At 48.3% G+C, this 15,561-nt stretch carries 11 protein-coding genes; 1 reads left to right on the top strand and 10 read right to left on the bottom strand.

The features are described 5' to 3' along the window. Positions 1–109: 109 nt before the first annotated feature. From ACFO1S_RS16855 to ACFO1S_RS16820, 8 genes are all read right to left on the bottom strand, one after another. A complete protein-coding gene (locus tag ACFO1S_RS16855) occupies positions 110–1,702 on the bottom strand; it encodes a response regulator (RefSeq protein ID WP_204603443.1) in 1,593 nt (530 codons plus the stop codon). Further along, a complete protein-coding gene (locus tag ACFO1S_RS16850) occupies positions 1,674–3,464 on the bottom strand; it encodes a cache domain-containing sensor histidine kinase (protein WP_204603444.1) in 1,791 nt (596 codons plus the stop codon). Before ACFO1S_RS16850 ends, ACFO1S_RS16855 begins: the two co-directional genes overlap by 29 nt. Before the next feature lie 236 nt (positions 3,465–3,700). Continuing rightward, positions 3,701–4,537, bottom strand: coding sequence for a carbohydrate ABC transporter permease (locus ACFO1S_RS16845; RefSeq protein ID WP_378127177.1), 837 nt, complete (start codon positions 4,535–4,537; stop codon positions 3,701–3,703). Beyond that, the gene (locus ACFO1S_RS16840) at positions 4,534–5,460 is read right to left on the bottom strand and encodes a carbohydrate ABC transporter permease (protein ID WP_204603445.1); all 927 of its coding nucleotides are present in this window, start codon (positions 5,458–5,460) and stop codon (positions 4,534–4,536) included. The genes ACFO1S_RS16845 and ACFO1S_RS16840 overlap by 4 nt, the downstream gene beginning before the upstream one ends. Positions 5,461–5,541: 81 nt before the next feature. Beyond that, on the bottom strand, positions 5,542–6,966 hold the full coding sequence (locus ACFO1S_RS16835; protein ID WP_378127175.1) for an ABC transporter substrate-binding protein: 1,425 nt from the start codon (positions 6,964–6,966) through the stop codon (positions 5,542–5,544). Between the two features lie 127 nt (positions 6,967–7,093). Beyond that, positions 7,094–8,908 carry a sensor histidine kinase gene (locus ACFO1S_RS16830; RefSeq protein ID WP_204603446.1) on the bottom strand — a complete coding sequence of 605 codons (1,815 nt, stop codon included), beginning with the start codon at positions 8,906–8,908 and terminating at the stop codon, positions 7,094–7,096. A gap of 14 nt (positions 8,909–8,922) precedes the next feature. Next, the gene (locus ACFO1S_RS16825; protein WP_204603447.1) at positions 8,923–10,515 is read right to left on the bottom strand and encodes a response regulator transcription factor; all 1,593 of its coding nucleotides are present in this window, start codon (positions 10,513–10,515) and stop codon (positions 8,923–8,925) included. Positions 10,516–10,521: 6 nt separating this feature from the next. Next, positions 10,522–12,420, bottom strand: coding sequence for a beta-L-arabinofuranosidase domain-containing protein (locus ACFO1S_RS16820; RefSeq protein ID WP_204603448.1), 1,899 nt, complete (start codon positions 12,418–12,420; stop codon positions 10,522–10,524). Between the two features lie 144 nt (positions 12,421–12,564). Here ACFO1S_RS16820 and ACFO1S_RS16815 point away from each other — a divergent pair, with 144 nt between their 5' ends. Further along, entirely contained in the window at positions 12,565–13,446 is an 882-nt protein-coding gene (locus ACFO1S_RS16815) for a helix-turn-helix transcriptional regulator (protein ID WP_204603449.1), read from the top strand. Between the two features lie 18 nt (positions 13,447–13,464). Here the strand turns inward: ACFO1S_RS16815 and ACFO1S_RS16810 are convergent, their stop codons facing one another. Both ACFO1S_RS16810 and ACFO1S_RS16805 read right to left on the bottom strand, forming a co-directional pair. Beyond that, entirely contained in the window at positions 13,465–13,878 is a 414-nt protein-coding gene (locus ACFO1S_RS16810) for a hypothetical protein (RefSeq protein ID WP_378127173.1), read from the bottom strand. A gap of 191 nt (positions 13,879–14,069) precedes the next feature. Further along, positions 14,070–15,431 (bottom strand): PepSY-associated TM helix domain-containing protein, encoded by a 1,362-nt coding sequence (locus ACFO1S_RS16805; protein ID WP_204603450.1) that lies wholly within the window; start codon positions 15,429–15,431, stop codon positions 14,070–14,072. Positions 15,432–15,561: the final 130 nt, after the last annotated feature.

Raw genomic sequence — 15,561 nt, 5'->3', positions numbered from 1 at the left:
CCGATGAATGAAGTTTTTTAAGTCCCGTATGCTAGTAATTTAAGATGTGTTGATCCGGGGGCGAGAATACGGCATCGGACCGAAAAAGACCGGTTTCCCGGTCTTCTGGCTATTTTCTAAGAGCCTGTTTATACTCCATCGGCAACTTGCCGTAATGCTTCTTGAACATGTCGCTGAAATGCCTCGCATTGTTGTAGCCTACTTTTTCCGCGATTTCATACACCATCAGATCGGTTTGGTTAAGCAGGGAAACGGCTTGCTTCATTCGAATCTCCGTCACGTATTGCTTGAAATTTTGTCGGGTGTGCTTCTTGAAGAAGCTGCTAAAGTAGTAAGGATTCATAAAAGCGATGGCCGACACCGATTCCAATGAAATCTCTTCGCTGTAATGCTCCTCGATATATTGCTTGATCTTGGTCAGCAGCAGCTTCTCCTTGTTGCCGCTCTTATCGTCGATCCGTTGATATAGCTCCTCGACGATTTGGTATACCCCTCTTTCCATTTCGTCGAATGTTTCATAATTCTCCAGCAAGCTCTGCAAACCGTGAAGGTCGAAGCCCCAGTCAGGCAATTGCACGCCTGATTTCTTGATTTCCTGGACGATAAACAGAATTGAGGAAAAACATGTCGATACCGCTAACGAGGCATTCCCGATCGTCGCCGATCGAATCTCCCGCAGCAGCGGAGCGAGACCCGACATCGCGTCGTTCCACGACTGATTCGTTAATCCGCGAATGATCTCCAACTGCAGGGCGTAAAGCTCGCTTTCAATCGAAGCTTTCAGGGTATGCGATTCGGAGACAATTACCCGATTTAATCCGAAAAAGTATTTCAATTGCAGCGCCTGCTCGGCTTGCGCGTAGGCTTGGGACAGTTCCGCCCCGGTCGCGACCGGCTTGCTGAGACCGATGGACACGTTAAGCTTAAGGAACGAACCGATCTTCTGCTTCACTTCATAAGCGATCTGCACAGGCTCGTCGGGCTGCACGTGTTCCAATAGAACGACGTGCAGCTGATTTATCGTGAACACCTGTCCCCTGCCCGTGCCCGCAACGATTTCATTCAAAATATTCTCAATGGCAAAGGCAATCAGCTTTTGCTGTTGCCCGGGCCATCTGTCCGATTCCGCCTCGATACGGTCCAGTTCAACGAGGCCGACCGTAAATAACGGACCTTGAAGCTGGGCAATCAATTGCCTATATGCATCGGTGCTTGTTGGCAAAGAACCGTCTATTAACCTAATGAAACGGTCCTTCGTTTCCTCGTTTTGCTTAGCCTTCTCGAAGCGTTGCAGATCGATTTTGCTTCTCGACTGCTCGCTCTCTTCCTGAATCAAGGAAGCCGCTTTACGCAACACGTCCTCCAGCTGTTGCTTGACTACCGGTTTGACCAAATAATCGACGGCCCCGAATGCGACCGCATCCCTGGCATAAGAAAACTCCTGATAGGCGCTAATGAAAATGACCTTGATCGCAAGACGCCTGCTGTTGATTTCCTTGATAATATCAATGCCGGATAAGAACGGCATACTGATATCGCTAATGACGATATCGGGCGAATGCGAGTCGATAGCCTCTATAAGTTCCTGACCGTCATAAGCTTGGGCAACGATTTCCATTCCAAGGGCTTCCCAATGAATGAGCTTGCGAAGCCCTTTGATAATAAGCGGCTCGTCATCCGCCAGAATGACTCGAATTCCCATGTTCTTCCGCCCCTTTCCGGATCGGGATCAGCAAGCGAACCGAGGTTCCGACATGCTCCCGGCTGCTGACGTTCAGCCCATAGGGCTCGCCGCACGCTGCCCTGATCCGTTCATGCACGTTTTTCATTCCCACGTTCTTGGACGGCGCTCTCGGATCATGAAGCATCGAATGAAGTCGTTCCAGCGTCACCGGATCGATACCGACACCGTCGTCGTAAACCGTTATTCCCAGCATATCCTCGACGGTCTCTATCGTCACCCACACGGTTCCTTTGCCGCCCTTCGGACGTATTCCGTGCTGAATGGCATTCTCCACGATAGGCTGCAAGCTCAGCTTCAGCATAGACCAGTCTAAATCGACTTGATCGGCCACATCGCAGCGCAGCTCGATCCGGTTCTCGAAACGGACTTTAATAATATAAAAATAATCTTTAAGGTGCTCCAGCTCCCGGCGAATCGTGACCCATTCCTCGCCGTAGTCGATGACGTATTTCAGTTGGTTCGACAAAGAAAGAATCATGTCGGCAACTTCATTATCGTCGTTATGAACGGCATTCATCCGTATAACCTCTAAGGTGTTATAGAGATAATGCGGCCTGATCTGGCTCTTCAGAGCGTTCAGCTCGGCCTGCTTCTGCTTGATTTCGGCCACGTAGGCATCATTAATAAAGCTCTTTAATCGCTCCACCATCCGATTAAACCCGTGCGCCAATCGTCCGATCTCATCCTGAGTCTTAACGACGAGGTCCGATTCCAGATTGCCCGACTCGACTCTGATCATCTGTTTAATGACGCTCATGATCGGCGAGGACAATCGGCGCGAGAACCAGATCCCCATCACGATGAGCGCCAAAGCGCAGATTACGATAGCCATATATACGGTTGATCTTATCGAAGTCAATTGCTCGTATAGATCGCCTTTGGACACCCGAACGACAACCTGTCCTTTTAAGAAAGGAACCTCTTGGCTTAGGACGAGCGATCGACGGTCGGACGTTTCCGGCAAGATTACTTTACCCTCTTTGATCTCCTTGTTCGAGTAATAGACCGAATTGTCCGCATCGAGTACGAATAATTCGTCTTTATCGCCGAGTCGCAATTCCCGGAACAGATTCTCGAACACGGCAACATCCACATCGAAATACAAGGTGCCTACGATTTTCGGAGTTGCCGTAATAAGGCCTGAAGTATCGATCAAATTCCTTCCTACCGTCATCACGCGGATTTTGGAATTTTTGTAATACGTCTCCTCGTGCACCGGGAATGTGGCCAGATGTTTGGGGTTTTCCTTTAGAGGAATCGCCCAATCCGCAAGCGGAAGAGTCTCGGGAAGGAAGGACTTATTATCCTTCGTTTGAGAGTACAGCTTGTTATCCATGCTTCTCACGAAATAAGCGTTGCGAATAAACGTATCGCTGTAAAGAACCGTCGTTAGAAAATCGTTGATCGACATTTCATTAATGCGTTCATCCACATTCACGCTAATGGTTCGGTTGGAGGAAGCCCCTTGGGTTTCCAGATTGGTGCTTCCGTAATACATCAGCTTGGAAACTTTGTCGTAATCCGAAAATAGATTGTCCAGATTGTACCCCATGAAGAGGACCATCTGCTCCAAATTGTTATTCGTATTTCGCTCTACGTGATCCGTGAAGGTACGGAGCGAGAAGAGACTAAGCGCAAACAAGGGGATTAGCCCCACAACGATGAACGCGGCGGAAAATTTTGCGAAGACGCTTCTCCAAATACGTTGCCAGCCGCTCATTCGCATGACCTCCAATCGATGAAGAAGCCTTCTTGCTTGTGGAGGCTTCTTTATAACTATAGGGGATCAAATCCTCGTTCGTCCACCTTGCGTCTATAAATACGATACCTCAAAATCATGCCCGTACGACTGCTGCATATTGCACAATCTACCGTTCTTTTTTTAGAACTTTCGAACAAAACAGGGATATCCACGAGCGTTTACGCTCGTGGATATCCCTAATCGCGGTGTTATATTTATCCTTTAACTCCGGTCATCGCAATCCCTTCCACGAAATAACGCTGCGCAAATAGGAAGAGAACGAGCGAAGGAAGAACGACCAACGAAACGGCAGCCATCATCAAATTCCATTGCGCGTTATATTGGCCTTGGAATAGAGTCAAACCTAACATTAGCGTATAATTTTTCTCCGAGCTTAAATAAATGACGGGCGCCAAGTAGTCGTTCCAATTGGCTAGAAAGGTAAACAATCCGACAACGATTAGAGACTGTTTGCCGATCGGTAGGATAATTCTGGAAAATACCCGCAGATGGGATGCTCCGTCTATGAATGCCGCTTCGTCAAGATCCCGGGGAATCGTCATGAAAAATTGCCGCAGCAAAAAGATGTTGAACACGCCTCCTCCGAGAAATGCCGGCACGATAAGCGGAGCGAACGTATCCGTAAGACCGAGATAATTCCAGCCCACGAAATGAGGGATCATCAATACCGCATACGGGAGCATAAGCGCCGTGAGCAATAGTCCGAACACTTTATCTCTGCCGGGCCAATCGAGCCGCGAAAAACCGTATGCGCATAAGGATGCCGTTAATAGAACGCCTGCCAGATTCGCCCCGGTAATGATCGCAGAATTGAGGAAAAAGCGATCGAACGGCTGCGCCCCCATGGCATCGCGGAAAGTATTCCAATTGAAAACGGCGGGCAGCAGCGCTGGATCCGGCTGAAACAGTTCCGATATGTCGGCAAGCGCCGTACGTAGCATCCAATAGAACGGGAATAAACAGACTAATGCTCCGAACGTAAGAACGGCATAGGTCAGCAGCTTTCCGAATGCACCGCGTTTGTTCATCATCTTCGCCCATCCCCTTCATAATATACCCATGATTTTCCGAATCTGAAGATGAGCAGGGTAAATACCATCGCGATCAGGAATAGGATCATTGCGCCCGCGCTTGCCATTCCCATATCGGAGAAACGGAATCCATTCTGAAAAATGTAAGCTACGATGAGCAGGCTGGAATTGTTGGGTCCCCCCATCTGGCCGAGACCGCCCGAACCCCCGCCCGTCATGATCGCAGGTTGTACGAAAGTCTGAAGGGCATTAATGAATCCCATTACCAAGTTAAAGAAAATTACGGATGAGCTCATCGGAATCGTAATGTAACGCAGCCTGTGCCACGCATTGCCTCCATCTATCTCGATAGCCTCGTATAAATGGGAAGGAATGCTCTGCAAGCCGGCGAGGAAAATGACGATCGTACCGCCGCTAATCCATAAGCTGAATAGGATGAATGTCGGGATGACCGCATCCTCGGAAGAAAGCCAGCGAGGCCCAGGAACTCCAACGCTCTCCAGAGCAGCGTTGATGATCCCGAAATCAGGCTGGAGCATCCACATCCAGATGACGCAAGAGGAAGCTAACGGAATAACGACGGGAAGATAGAAAACGCTTCGAAAGAATCCCCGGAGAGCTATTTTTCGATTCAACAACACTGCGATAAGAAAAGATACCGTAATCCCCAGCGGCACACTTACGAGCACGTAATATCCTGTCGCCTTCATGGAAGGCCAGAAGAAGTTATCCTTCCCCGTTAACATATCCTTAAAGTTGGATAGACCGATAAAATGGGTTTGATTCGCCCCGATGGAATAATCCGTCATACTTAGGTAAAGAGTCATGATCAAGGGAACGACGATAAAAATGACGTAACCGATCAAAACCGGCGATATGAATAACAGCCCAATTCTGAGGGGCGATGTTTTCTGTTTTCCCATAAGATCACCTTTCTTTCTTATTGCCGACTATCGTACAAGAAAGCCAGGAGGGACTCCCGGCTTTCTCTCGGCAAGATTGATTTATTGCTTAACGTCGTATCTTCCTTTGATTTCCGGTTTAACCTTTATGGCGATTTCATCCAGCACTTCTTGCGCGGTTTTGTTTCCGAACCATACCTGATCCAAGCCGGAAGTGACGATTGCGGTAATCTTCGCTTGGTTCTTCATGTAGAAGGTCGTGCTTGGCTTGCTTCTCTCCAGCATTTGATTCATCATAGCGTCCTTGAATCCAGGAGGATGGGCGGCCGGATTAACATCAACCCACTTCGCCACTAAGTTAGAATCGGTATACCATTCTTTCATCGTAGGCATCCAAAGCCCACTGGAATATAAATCGATAGCCCCTTCAGGATTGGACATCCATTTGAATAACATCCAGGCTTCTTCCGGGTGCTTGGAGCCCTTGAACACAACGGTTGCTCCGCTTGTCGCGACCGTTAGGCTTTCCTTGAGCTTGGGGAGTACGCCGATATCGTAATTCACTTTGGCATTGCCAAGATCGAGGTTCATCCATTGCCCGCCGATAGCCATCACGACTAAACCCGATTGCAGAGCGACGCTCATGGCAGGCATCGACTTGATGTCAAGCGGCGATGGCGCTACGTGGTACACGTTAACCAAGTCGGCCAGCTTCTGAATCGCTTCGACGCTTTCCGGCTTGTTCAGAGTGAAGGTTTGCCCATCCGGCGAAAGCCAATCCCCTCCATTGCTGAAGATCACAGTATTCAGAGGATCGTGCCACGTTTCAAACATGACGCCGTATTGCTTAATATTTTTCGGATCGAATCCGGCTTCGCTCGCGTTTTTCCCGTTTTTATCCAAAGTCAACTTTTGCGCTAGCTTCACGAAACTATCCCAATCTAGCGCCTCCGACGCTTTTGAAGGAATGGTCACGCCCGCTTGCTCCACCAGATCCTTGCGGTAAAACAATCCGAACGCTTCTCCGGCGGTCATGATTCCCCAGGCGTTGTCCGGATTCGTTTGATAGAACGCGTAGTCCAAGAAATCATCCCGCTTAATGTCGGGATCTTTATCCAGCATTTCGTACAAATTCACAAACCGGTCTTCGTTCGCCCAAGTTTCTCCCAGGTCGCCCGTGATATAGCCGGTGTCGGGCATTTCGTTTCCCGCCGCCATCGCCGTAAGCTTCGTATTGTAATCGGCGTTCGGAATCTGAACGGTTTCGACCGTAATCCATGGATATTTGTCCGTGAATTTTTTAGCCGCGCCTTCGATCGCCTTCTTCTCGTCCGCGCTGCCCCAGTACGTAAATTTGAGCTTAACCGGTTCTTTGTCCGCCGACTTCGAGTCTGATACCGCCCCCGCGGAAGACGAGGGCGACGAAGATGCTTGATCGTTGCTTCCGCCGCAGCCGGACAAGACTAATGTCAGCGCGAGCGAAATGCCCATCGCCGCCATTCCTTTGCGTCCCAACCATTGTTTCATTCCATAACCTCCCTTTATTTACGAACCGTATTGCTCTTACACATCGATTATAGGAAAGGGCAAACGTCCGAAAATAAAAATAACCTTGGAATATAGCACTTTTTTTGTGCTCGAATCCTTGCCGCGATCAATCGGCCGGAAGCCGGATCGTCACCTTCGTTCCTTTACCAAGCTTTGATTCTATGAGTATTCCATATTGTTTTCCATATAGAATGTGAATTCTCCGCAGGACATTTTGGATACCGACAGAGCGAGCAGCGGGTTCGTCCAATTGTGAAAGCGTGCTTTCATCCATCCCTTTGCCGTTATCCTCGATTCGAAACACGCATTCCTTGTCTATTAGTCTCCCGGAAATGATAAGTACACCATGGGATTGCATAGATTCGAAACCATGCACTAATGCGTTTTCAACGAACGGCTGCATGAAAAACTTAGGGACTCCGTAAGCGTACAAAAGCGGATCTATGTCGTACTCGATATGGAATCTGCCCTCGAACCGTTTGGTCATAATGAGAATATATCCTTTCAAATACTCCAAATCCCCTCCGAAAGGTACGATGTCCTTGTTCGTTTTGACCGAGTATTGCAACATAACGGATAGATTCTCGATCATCTCGCTGATTTCGTCTTGGTCGTTGTCCAGAGCGATCAGATTGATTAGATTAAGCGTGTTATACATGAAATGAGGATCCAATTGAAGATTTAAGGCCATAATTTCGGCTTCTTTTTCTCGGAGCGCGATTTCATAGTTTTCTTCGATCAGCCTTTGGATCTTCTGATTCATTATGTTGTATTTATGAGTAAGCAGCTTGAACTCCTTGGCTCCCGTCTCCTCGATATGAATCTCGAAGTTGCCGCTCCCTGTTTTATGGATGGCGCTTGCTAATCTGCGGATAGGTTTTGTTATTCTTCCCGTCAAAAAAATAGAGAGAAAAATAGCTAGAGGGATAAGTAACAACGCGGAGAGAATCAAATTGGATTTGAACGTTGCGGGAATCTCCCCGAGCATATTCTTCGCGGGAATGACCATGACCGAGGTCCAGCCGGTAATTTTAGACGTAACGAAACAGACTACGACATCTTGCGTCCCGATCTTCATTCGTTTCGTACCGTTCTCTTCGCTAGCCAAGCCCAACAAAGCCTTGTCCGTGATTTTCGAGGCCAACATACTCGAGTCCTGATGGGAAACGATCGTACCATCGCGGCTCATGACGAAATAATAACCGCCCTCCACCGGGATGCTGTTATCGAAAGCTTTGCGGTAGAAATCTTCCTTCAGGTTGATGATCAGAACTGGTTTCTCCACGTCATCGGGAAGCGAGAAGAAGTTGCGACCGTCCGAATAGGCGCCTCGTATCCGTTGAACAACGGAAAACATATATTTGAAATCCAGGCTCACCCCTTTCAAATAATCGGCATGGAACATGTCCGAGAACTCGTAGGTCGGAACCCATACGGGGCTTGAATCGCCGGTAACAGCCGCTCGATAAAGCTCCGTGCTCGTGAAAGTGTTTTTCGGAATGAAGGGTTTGCCTCCCGAAAGACCAGAAGAAGCGCCGAAAGCATAGTAACTCGTCGCGAGCTGGGCGGAATAAATATCCGACGGACGAGTGAAATGCTTTTCGATGATGGGCGTGAGTTGATCGTCAAGAAGTTTTATTTCGTAATCATTCGAGGGATTGTGTCCGTTGAACGCGTCGAAAACGTCCTTATCCACGGTGAAATTAATCATGTTCTCCATGATGACGGAGAGCTTACCGTCGATATTTTCGTTGTTCTTGACCAACATTTCGTAAGTGTTCGTCCGAACGATATCGGAAACGAGCTCTTTGCTTGTCCCGTAATACCGAACGCTTAGCAGAGCAAGAGGGATGGTAATCAACGCGATATAAGCGAAAACTAGGCGGAATCGGATGCCCGTCTTATTTGCCAAACGCAGCATGTTGCCTTTCCCCCTTATGCGAGCCTGTTCATATGTCTGAATTTGTAAGGAGAGACGCCGGATTCCCGCTTAAAAATCCGAATGAAATAGGAGGCATCCTTATAACCGACATGATGGGCGATATCGGATATGCTATCGTCGGTCTCAAGCAGTAAACGCTTGGCTTCCTTCATTCTTCTCTTCGTTATATACGCGGATAGACTGATCCCCGTACGTTGTTTGAACAAGCCGCTGAAGTAGGAAGAATTGAAATGAAAGTACGCGGCGATCCCCTCCAAGGAAAGCTCTTGGGTGTAGCGTTCATCGACGTAGGACAGACATTGTCGGACGTATTCCTCGGCCGGATCGGTCGTTCCGTATGCATAAACGTCAGCCACCCGTTCGATCGCCCTTTTGGAGCGGATTCGGAGTTGATGGCCGTTCATGCATGCCATAACGCTTGCTCGGATCTCTTTTTCCAAACCTGCAAACCGCTCGTCCGAATAGGAGCGAATAAGGCTTTTCGCCACTCGGACGAGCATGTGTGCCATTTCATGCTTGATTAATTCGGGAGGCCTATCCAGCGAAAGGCGAAGCCGTGCCATGCAATCATTGATGGCACGGCTCCATTTATGGGCATCGGATTTTTTGATGGCATCCGCGATACGGCTTTCAACCTCGTGCCAGTCCGGTATGGCATCGAGAACAGGAGTAGTTTCCCTATAAATGACCGTTCGGTTATCCGGTTCGTAAAATCCTCTTGCTAACGCGATTTCAGCTTGCCCATTGCACTTCTCAATGTTGTCGAATAGGGGATCGAACTTTTCGCTAAGTCCGATTTGTATCGTCCGTCCCGTATCATCCTCCGCCTCTGCGATCCACTCATCCAGAGTCCGGGCCATATTCCCGAGCATGAACGGAGCTGGAGGTCGGAGGTGAAGGAGAAATACGAAGCCAAGTTTGTTGTTCGCACCGTCTAATCGAAAGCCGTACACACTCTTGATGCCCGGTATCGAGTGGTTCTCCAATCGTTTCTGAAGCTGCTCGTCGATGCGTTCTGCTCCGCTGGGACGCTCATATTCCAAATGACCGATGATCCCCGCTCCGTCAAGCGGAATGATCTCGGCCAGCCCCTCCCGTTCTTCACCATTCAAACGGCCTTGGATCCATTTATTCAGTAAATGGGTCTGATAGACGGGAAGCGACAAGTCGAGCTGTTTGGCCATGCGCATCATGGAGTTCTGTTCCTTGCTAGCTATGGAAAAACGATCGTCTAACCGCTCCAGCAAATTCTCCAGCGCATGCCGGCTTATCGGCTTGACGATATAATCCATGATGCCCCAGCCGATAGCCTTCCGCGCATATTCAAAATCCTTATATCCCGTTAATAAGATCGATAGAGCGTTATATTGCCGCTGAAAAAGGGCCTCCATTAACTCCAAGCCGTCCATCTCGGGCATCCGTATATCCGAAACCACTGCATCGAAAGCATACGTTTCCGTCAAATGCAAAGCTTCCCTTCCGCTATGGGCTACCGACACTTCATAATGGGGACGCAGCCGGCGGATAATCGCCGCCAAGGTGCGCAATTGCCTAGGCTCATCGTCGACAAGCAATATTTTGTGCATCGCGGTTCACTCCGTATGGCTCACATGATCGACCGGAAAATAAACGGTATAGGCTTCATCCTTCACTTCGTATAAGGGAATAAATCGAATTCCGCGTTCCTGGTCAATCGTCCGGTAATAACCGGGGTTCCACCAGCTATGGTTTCTTTCTCGATCGGGGATCAAAAAAGTACCCGGATCCGCCGGGTTGCCGCGAAGCCGTATTTCTTCGCCGACCAGACCCGCCAATGCGATCGGCCCGTCCATGAAAGCTACCTGAACCGGAAGACCGGGCAGCGGTTCGGCCGTCAACGCCTTCGGCAATTCGATGGTTAACCGGTCTCCAACGCTCCATGTTCTGCGGATTTCTACGAATGTGGACGGGCGAAACGTACCGCTAATCGGAACATCATTAACCGAAATGACGGGCTGCCCCGTTACCCACCACGGCAATCTCAGTTTTAGAGTAAATTCCGTTTCCTTCTCGCAAGTTACTTTTATGGTGTATACGAAACTATCCGGACGGTGGGCAGGGATTGGCGGAGCATTTACCTTCGTTATCGCGCTCATACCCTCTACGTTCCATCCATTCAACGGATATACGCCATTTTGTCCGTCCTGCTGCAGATCGAGGTCAATCAGAGCGCCTCCATGCCTGAACTTGATGCCGGATGGAATCCACTGGTTGATGGCAACTCCCGATTCATCCCGCATATAAATTTGTTGCTCATAGGAAGCATTGGCTTGAACGAGCGTGCCGTGGCAGCACCAAAAGTGCTGCGTCGCAGATCCCCATTTTTTGCGGCTTCCGGCTCCTATTCCGAGAAAATAGGAGATCATTCCGGTGTCGCCGTGTTGGTGGGCAAGCACACCGTTATAAAACCTTCTTTCCCAGTAATCCGCGTATACGGGATCCCCCGTCCAACGGAACAGAACATGGGCTAGCCTCATCATGTTGTAGTTGCCGCAATGTTCCTGGCCTACGCCCATCCTCTTGGCGAATTCACCTGGCGGCATCCACAGCTCGGCGTCGTCTCCCGCGCCGGTGCATAACATTCCCCGTTCCGTGACGGCGCTCCTCCAGAAGGCTTCGACCACTTCCCGATAACGTTTGTCCCCGGTCAATTCCCAAGCTCTGGCCGCTCCTAAGATTTCTGGAATCTGAGTATTCGCGTGTTTATTGGTAAGAACGTCCTCCCCCCTTAGGAGTGCATCGAAAAACCTCCGTCTGTCGTATCTCTCGATCAGCTCGCGATGCTTCGGATCGCCGGTAATGCCATATAAATCCGCCCAAGTTTCCAGCATCCCGCCGGTTTCCATATCGAGCAAATCGTCCATCTGTTGCCGAGTGAATCGGCTTGTCCAACGATGGAACCATGAGGCCATCCCATTCATGATCATAAGCGCTGTTTCGTTCTTGGCGATGGCGTACATCTCGCCTAAACCCATGAGCAGCTTATGCACGGTATAATGCGGCGCCCATACCCAGTTGCCGTTCGCCATTCTGTTCATATAGGATTGCGGGAACGCCGCAAGCCATTCTCCCCCGCCTGCCTCCTGGCAACGCGCAAGTTCTTGCACGATGTAATCGGCTTTCGCCTTAACAAGATGGTCGTCAGTCTGCGCATAGATTCGCGCGGCTGCGGACAGCCAATGTCCCATCATATGTCCCCTAAGCTCGCAAGTAGGAGACTCCCAGCCCCAGTGCCAGCTTTCCGGGCCGTCCATGCTCGTCGTCGTGGCGCTTGTCGTTCCGCCATTGCCGCTATAGCTCCAAAGTCCGGCTTCCAAATAAAAATTGCGAAGCAGGTTATCGTTCGTCAAGCTCATCACATACTGCTTGTTCAATGCAAATCGCGCTTTCAACGGGCCTTCGGACAATCTGATCTGACCCCATGGAAATTCGGACAACCGTATCGCATTCATATTGACACCCTCCCAATTATTGCTTTCGGGGTTTATTCTAATCCCTGACAGGGAAAGGATAAATGCACAACAGCGTATGTTACATATACTTTTTTTAGGTTATAATCGAAATTAGGCTTACTGCTTAGAGAGGGGGAACTTTCAGTGCATGCAAAGGATTTTAGCGTCTCTCTCACCGCCGATCGTTTTCCTCTCGTCAGAGATATCGGTGCGAACCACACTGAGGGGACTTATACTCATCACGATCGCGTTCTTGATTTCGACGTATTTCTATTCGTAACGAAAGGGAGAATGCAGGTTATCGAGGAGGGGACAGAGTATTTCGTAGGCGAGATGGAGCATCTGTTTCTCAAGAAGGGGGGCCATCATTGGGGACTGCCTTTGACGCTTCCGGGAACGACCTGGTACTGGGTGCACTTTAACTCCGTCGTCGACGAGCGCGTCTCGTACAGCGATTATTGTCCGATGCCCGAACTGGATTACTACTTTCCCGATCAGTACCAATATCGATTCGCGATGCCCAAGCACGGAACCTCCGCCTTTCATCTAACATTGCCGAACCGGTTGCAAAGGCTATTGGAGGACTACGGCAAACAGAAGGATAACGGAATGACGCTGATAAGCCTTCAAGTATACCAACTTTTTCTGGAGCTTCGTCAAGCGGAGTTGTCTCGAATAGCCAAGAAAACAGCAGGCAAAACGGATACGGTTGCGGGGAGAGTGATGGAATATCTGACCAAACATATGGAAGAGGACTTTAGCTCCAAACAATTGAGCGATTTCGTCAACATGAATTACAGTTACTTATCCGCTACCTTCAAGAAGCTTACGGGGCAAAGCATCATCGAAGCCCATACGAAGCTTAGGATGAATAGAGCCATCCATCTTATGAGAAGCACTCCCCTGAACGTGTCCGAGATCAGCGAACGGCTCGGTTACCGCAACCCCTTTTATTTCAGCAGGGTATTTAAGAAAGTGTTCGGGGAGCCGCCTTCTACTTATATGAGCCATTTCTACAAACCGTAAACCCGGGCCCAATTCCCTCTACCATAAATACAAGTCGTTGCCTTTGAGTTTGAAAGCAGCCTCCATGAAGTAATAATCGCCGTAGATAATCGAGTGATGGTGTTTATTCGTAAGATAAGCTGCCGATCCGTTCTTCAAAATGCAGTCGCAGTCCTTAGTCCAGTCGCTGCGGAATCGATCCAATGTTTTTAATAGCTTCAATGCCGCTTGGAGATACAAGTCTTTCTCGTGCTTGCCTGCCGCCTTGGCGATCTCGATCAATCCGCAAGCCGCGATAGCGGCGGCCGTATCATCCTCCAGCTTAGGCTCCGCAGGCTGCCTGAAATCTATCGGGATAACTCCATCATCGGGAATATTGGCCATAAAATAATGGGCGACGCGCTTGGCAGTCTGCAAGTATTCTTCCTTCCCCGTATGGAGGTAGCTCATCATAAACCCATATAACGCCCACGTTTGCCCTCTTGTCCATGACGAGCCTTCTTCGGCGAAGCCCCGTCCTCTCAGTCGAGTAGCCCAAAGGAGTTTCACCTTTCCAGTTGCTACTTAGTAGAGAAAGCTTATCCTCTGATCCAAATTCGCCGCCCTTCCTCTGGTGCAGAAGGTATGTCCGACCAGGATTGCGCCTAATTTACGGTTTGCATTTTATTTTTAGTAGCGTAGTAGATAATACTTTCAATAATAAAAATGATTAACACGGATAATCCAAACAGAGGCATTAGCACACCTAGTACCAATAGAGTAAGAATAGCTCCTATTGACCAAGGTTTATTTATTCGTTTCGGCCCGCTCAGTCTTCCTGATTTTATTTTTTTCATCCATGAGATGAATCCCATAACTATTGACGAAATGAATGCGAGACATACAATCAGGTTCAATATTTTATTGGCAAGCCCAAATAAGTGTCCTTCATGGAGAGGAATCCCCCATGTAAACCACTTTCCAATAATTCCATAGTCGTCAAAGTTTATTCTGGCAATTAATCTACCGGAATATTGATCGAAGTAGGCAGTTGTTTCTTTATAAGGGCTAACATCCAGCCCGGTAACGCCTGTATTGCTGCTTTTAGAAACAGTAAATACCCCAGATTCATTTGAGGGGTAGACGACTGAAAACGGCATTGCAATCTCTTCATTTTTGGCTTCAGCTAATATGGATTCCATGCTTTTCTGACCAGGATTGCTTATAGTTGCATTTGCCGCAGAGTGATGGTCGCCATGAGAGGTAGGATTCGAGGTAGGTTGATCCAAGCTTCTAGTTGCCCAAGGAATCTCACTCACATCTGATTGCGGGGGATTATACCGTAATTCGGTTCGTCCCAGTTCAGGATGCTCTTGGCCAAATTTACTAATGTGACTTCCCATAAACACTGACCAAGGGATTCCAGTTAGTACGATTACAAATAAAGGAAATGCAATTACAAGACCCAGAATGGCATGAATTTTCTGGAATTTAAGCTGCGTTCCTTGTTTCGATTTAATTGAAAGCAACTTCTTCTTAATTGTCATATAAATACCTGAAACAATCAGAAAAACTGTCCAACAAGCAGTCAATTCGACTAAGTACCGTATGAATGTACTCCCTGTAAAAAGGGAACTGTGAAAGTTTCTCATAAAGTTAGCATAGGTGTACTTCGTATTTTGAACAGCGACTAATTGGTTATTGGTGTCTAGAAAAAGATATTTAGAATCGCCTATGTCGTTACTGATCGTAACCCTGTTATTAAAAGGCTCCTCCAAGATGCTTATTTTCCCAATCTTGTAGTCGGGGTATTTGTCGCTTATTTTCTTGATTGCTTCATCGATGCTTTGCTTTACTGCTATGTCGCTTTTTCCGAAGAATTCTTTCTCATACACGTATTTTTCAACATCTGTATAGAATAGATAACCGATGCCTGATATGGTTAACGTTAATAACAAGGGAGTAATAAACCATGCCGCATAAAAATGAAGTCTTCGAAAAGGATTGAAAGTGTTCTTGTTATTCATATAAGTCCCCTTTAATTATAAATTAGTTAAGTATCACTCTATTTTTCCGAATAGTCACATTGACAAGAAGCAAAATGGCCATCAATTCCCCCCTTCTTTCTTTTCTTCCTTAAAGGTTTACGACTGAATT

Source organism: Cohnella boryungensis, assembly GCF_042651945.1.
In the GTDB taxonomy this organism is placed as follows: Bacteria; Bacillota; Bacilli; order Paenibacillales; family Paenibacillaceae; genus Cohnella; species Cohnella boryungensis.
The sequence above is the reverse complement of the archived record's forward strand: the minus strand, read 5'-3'. Positions and strand labels throughout refer to the sequence as shown.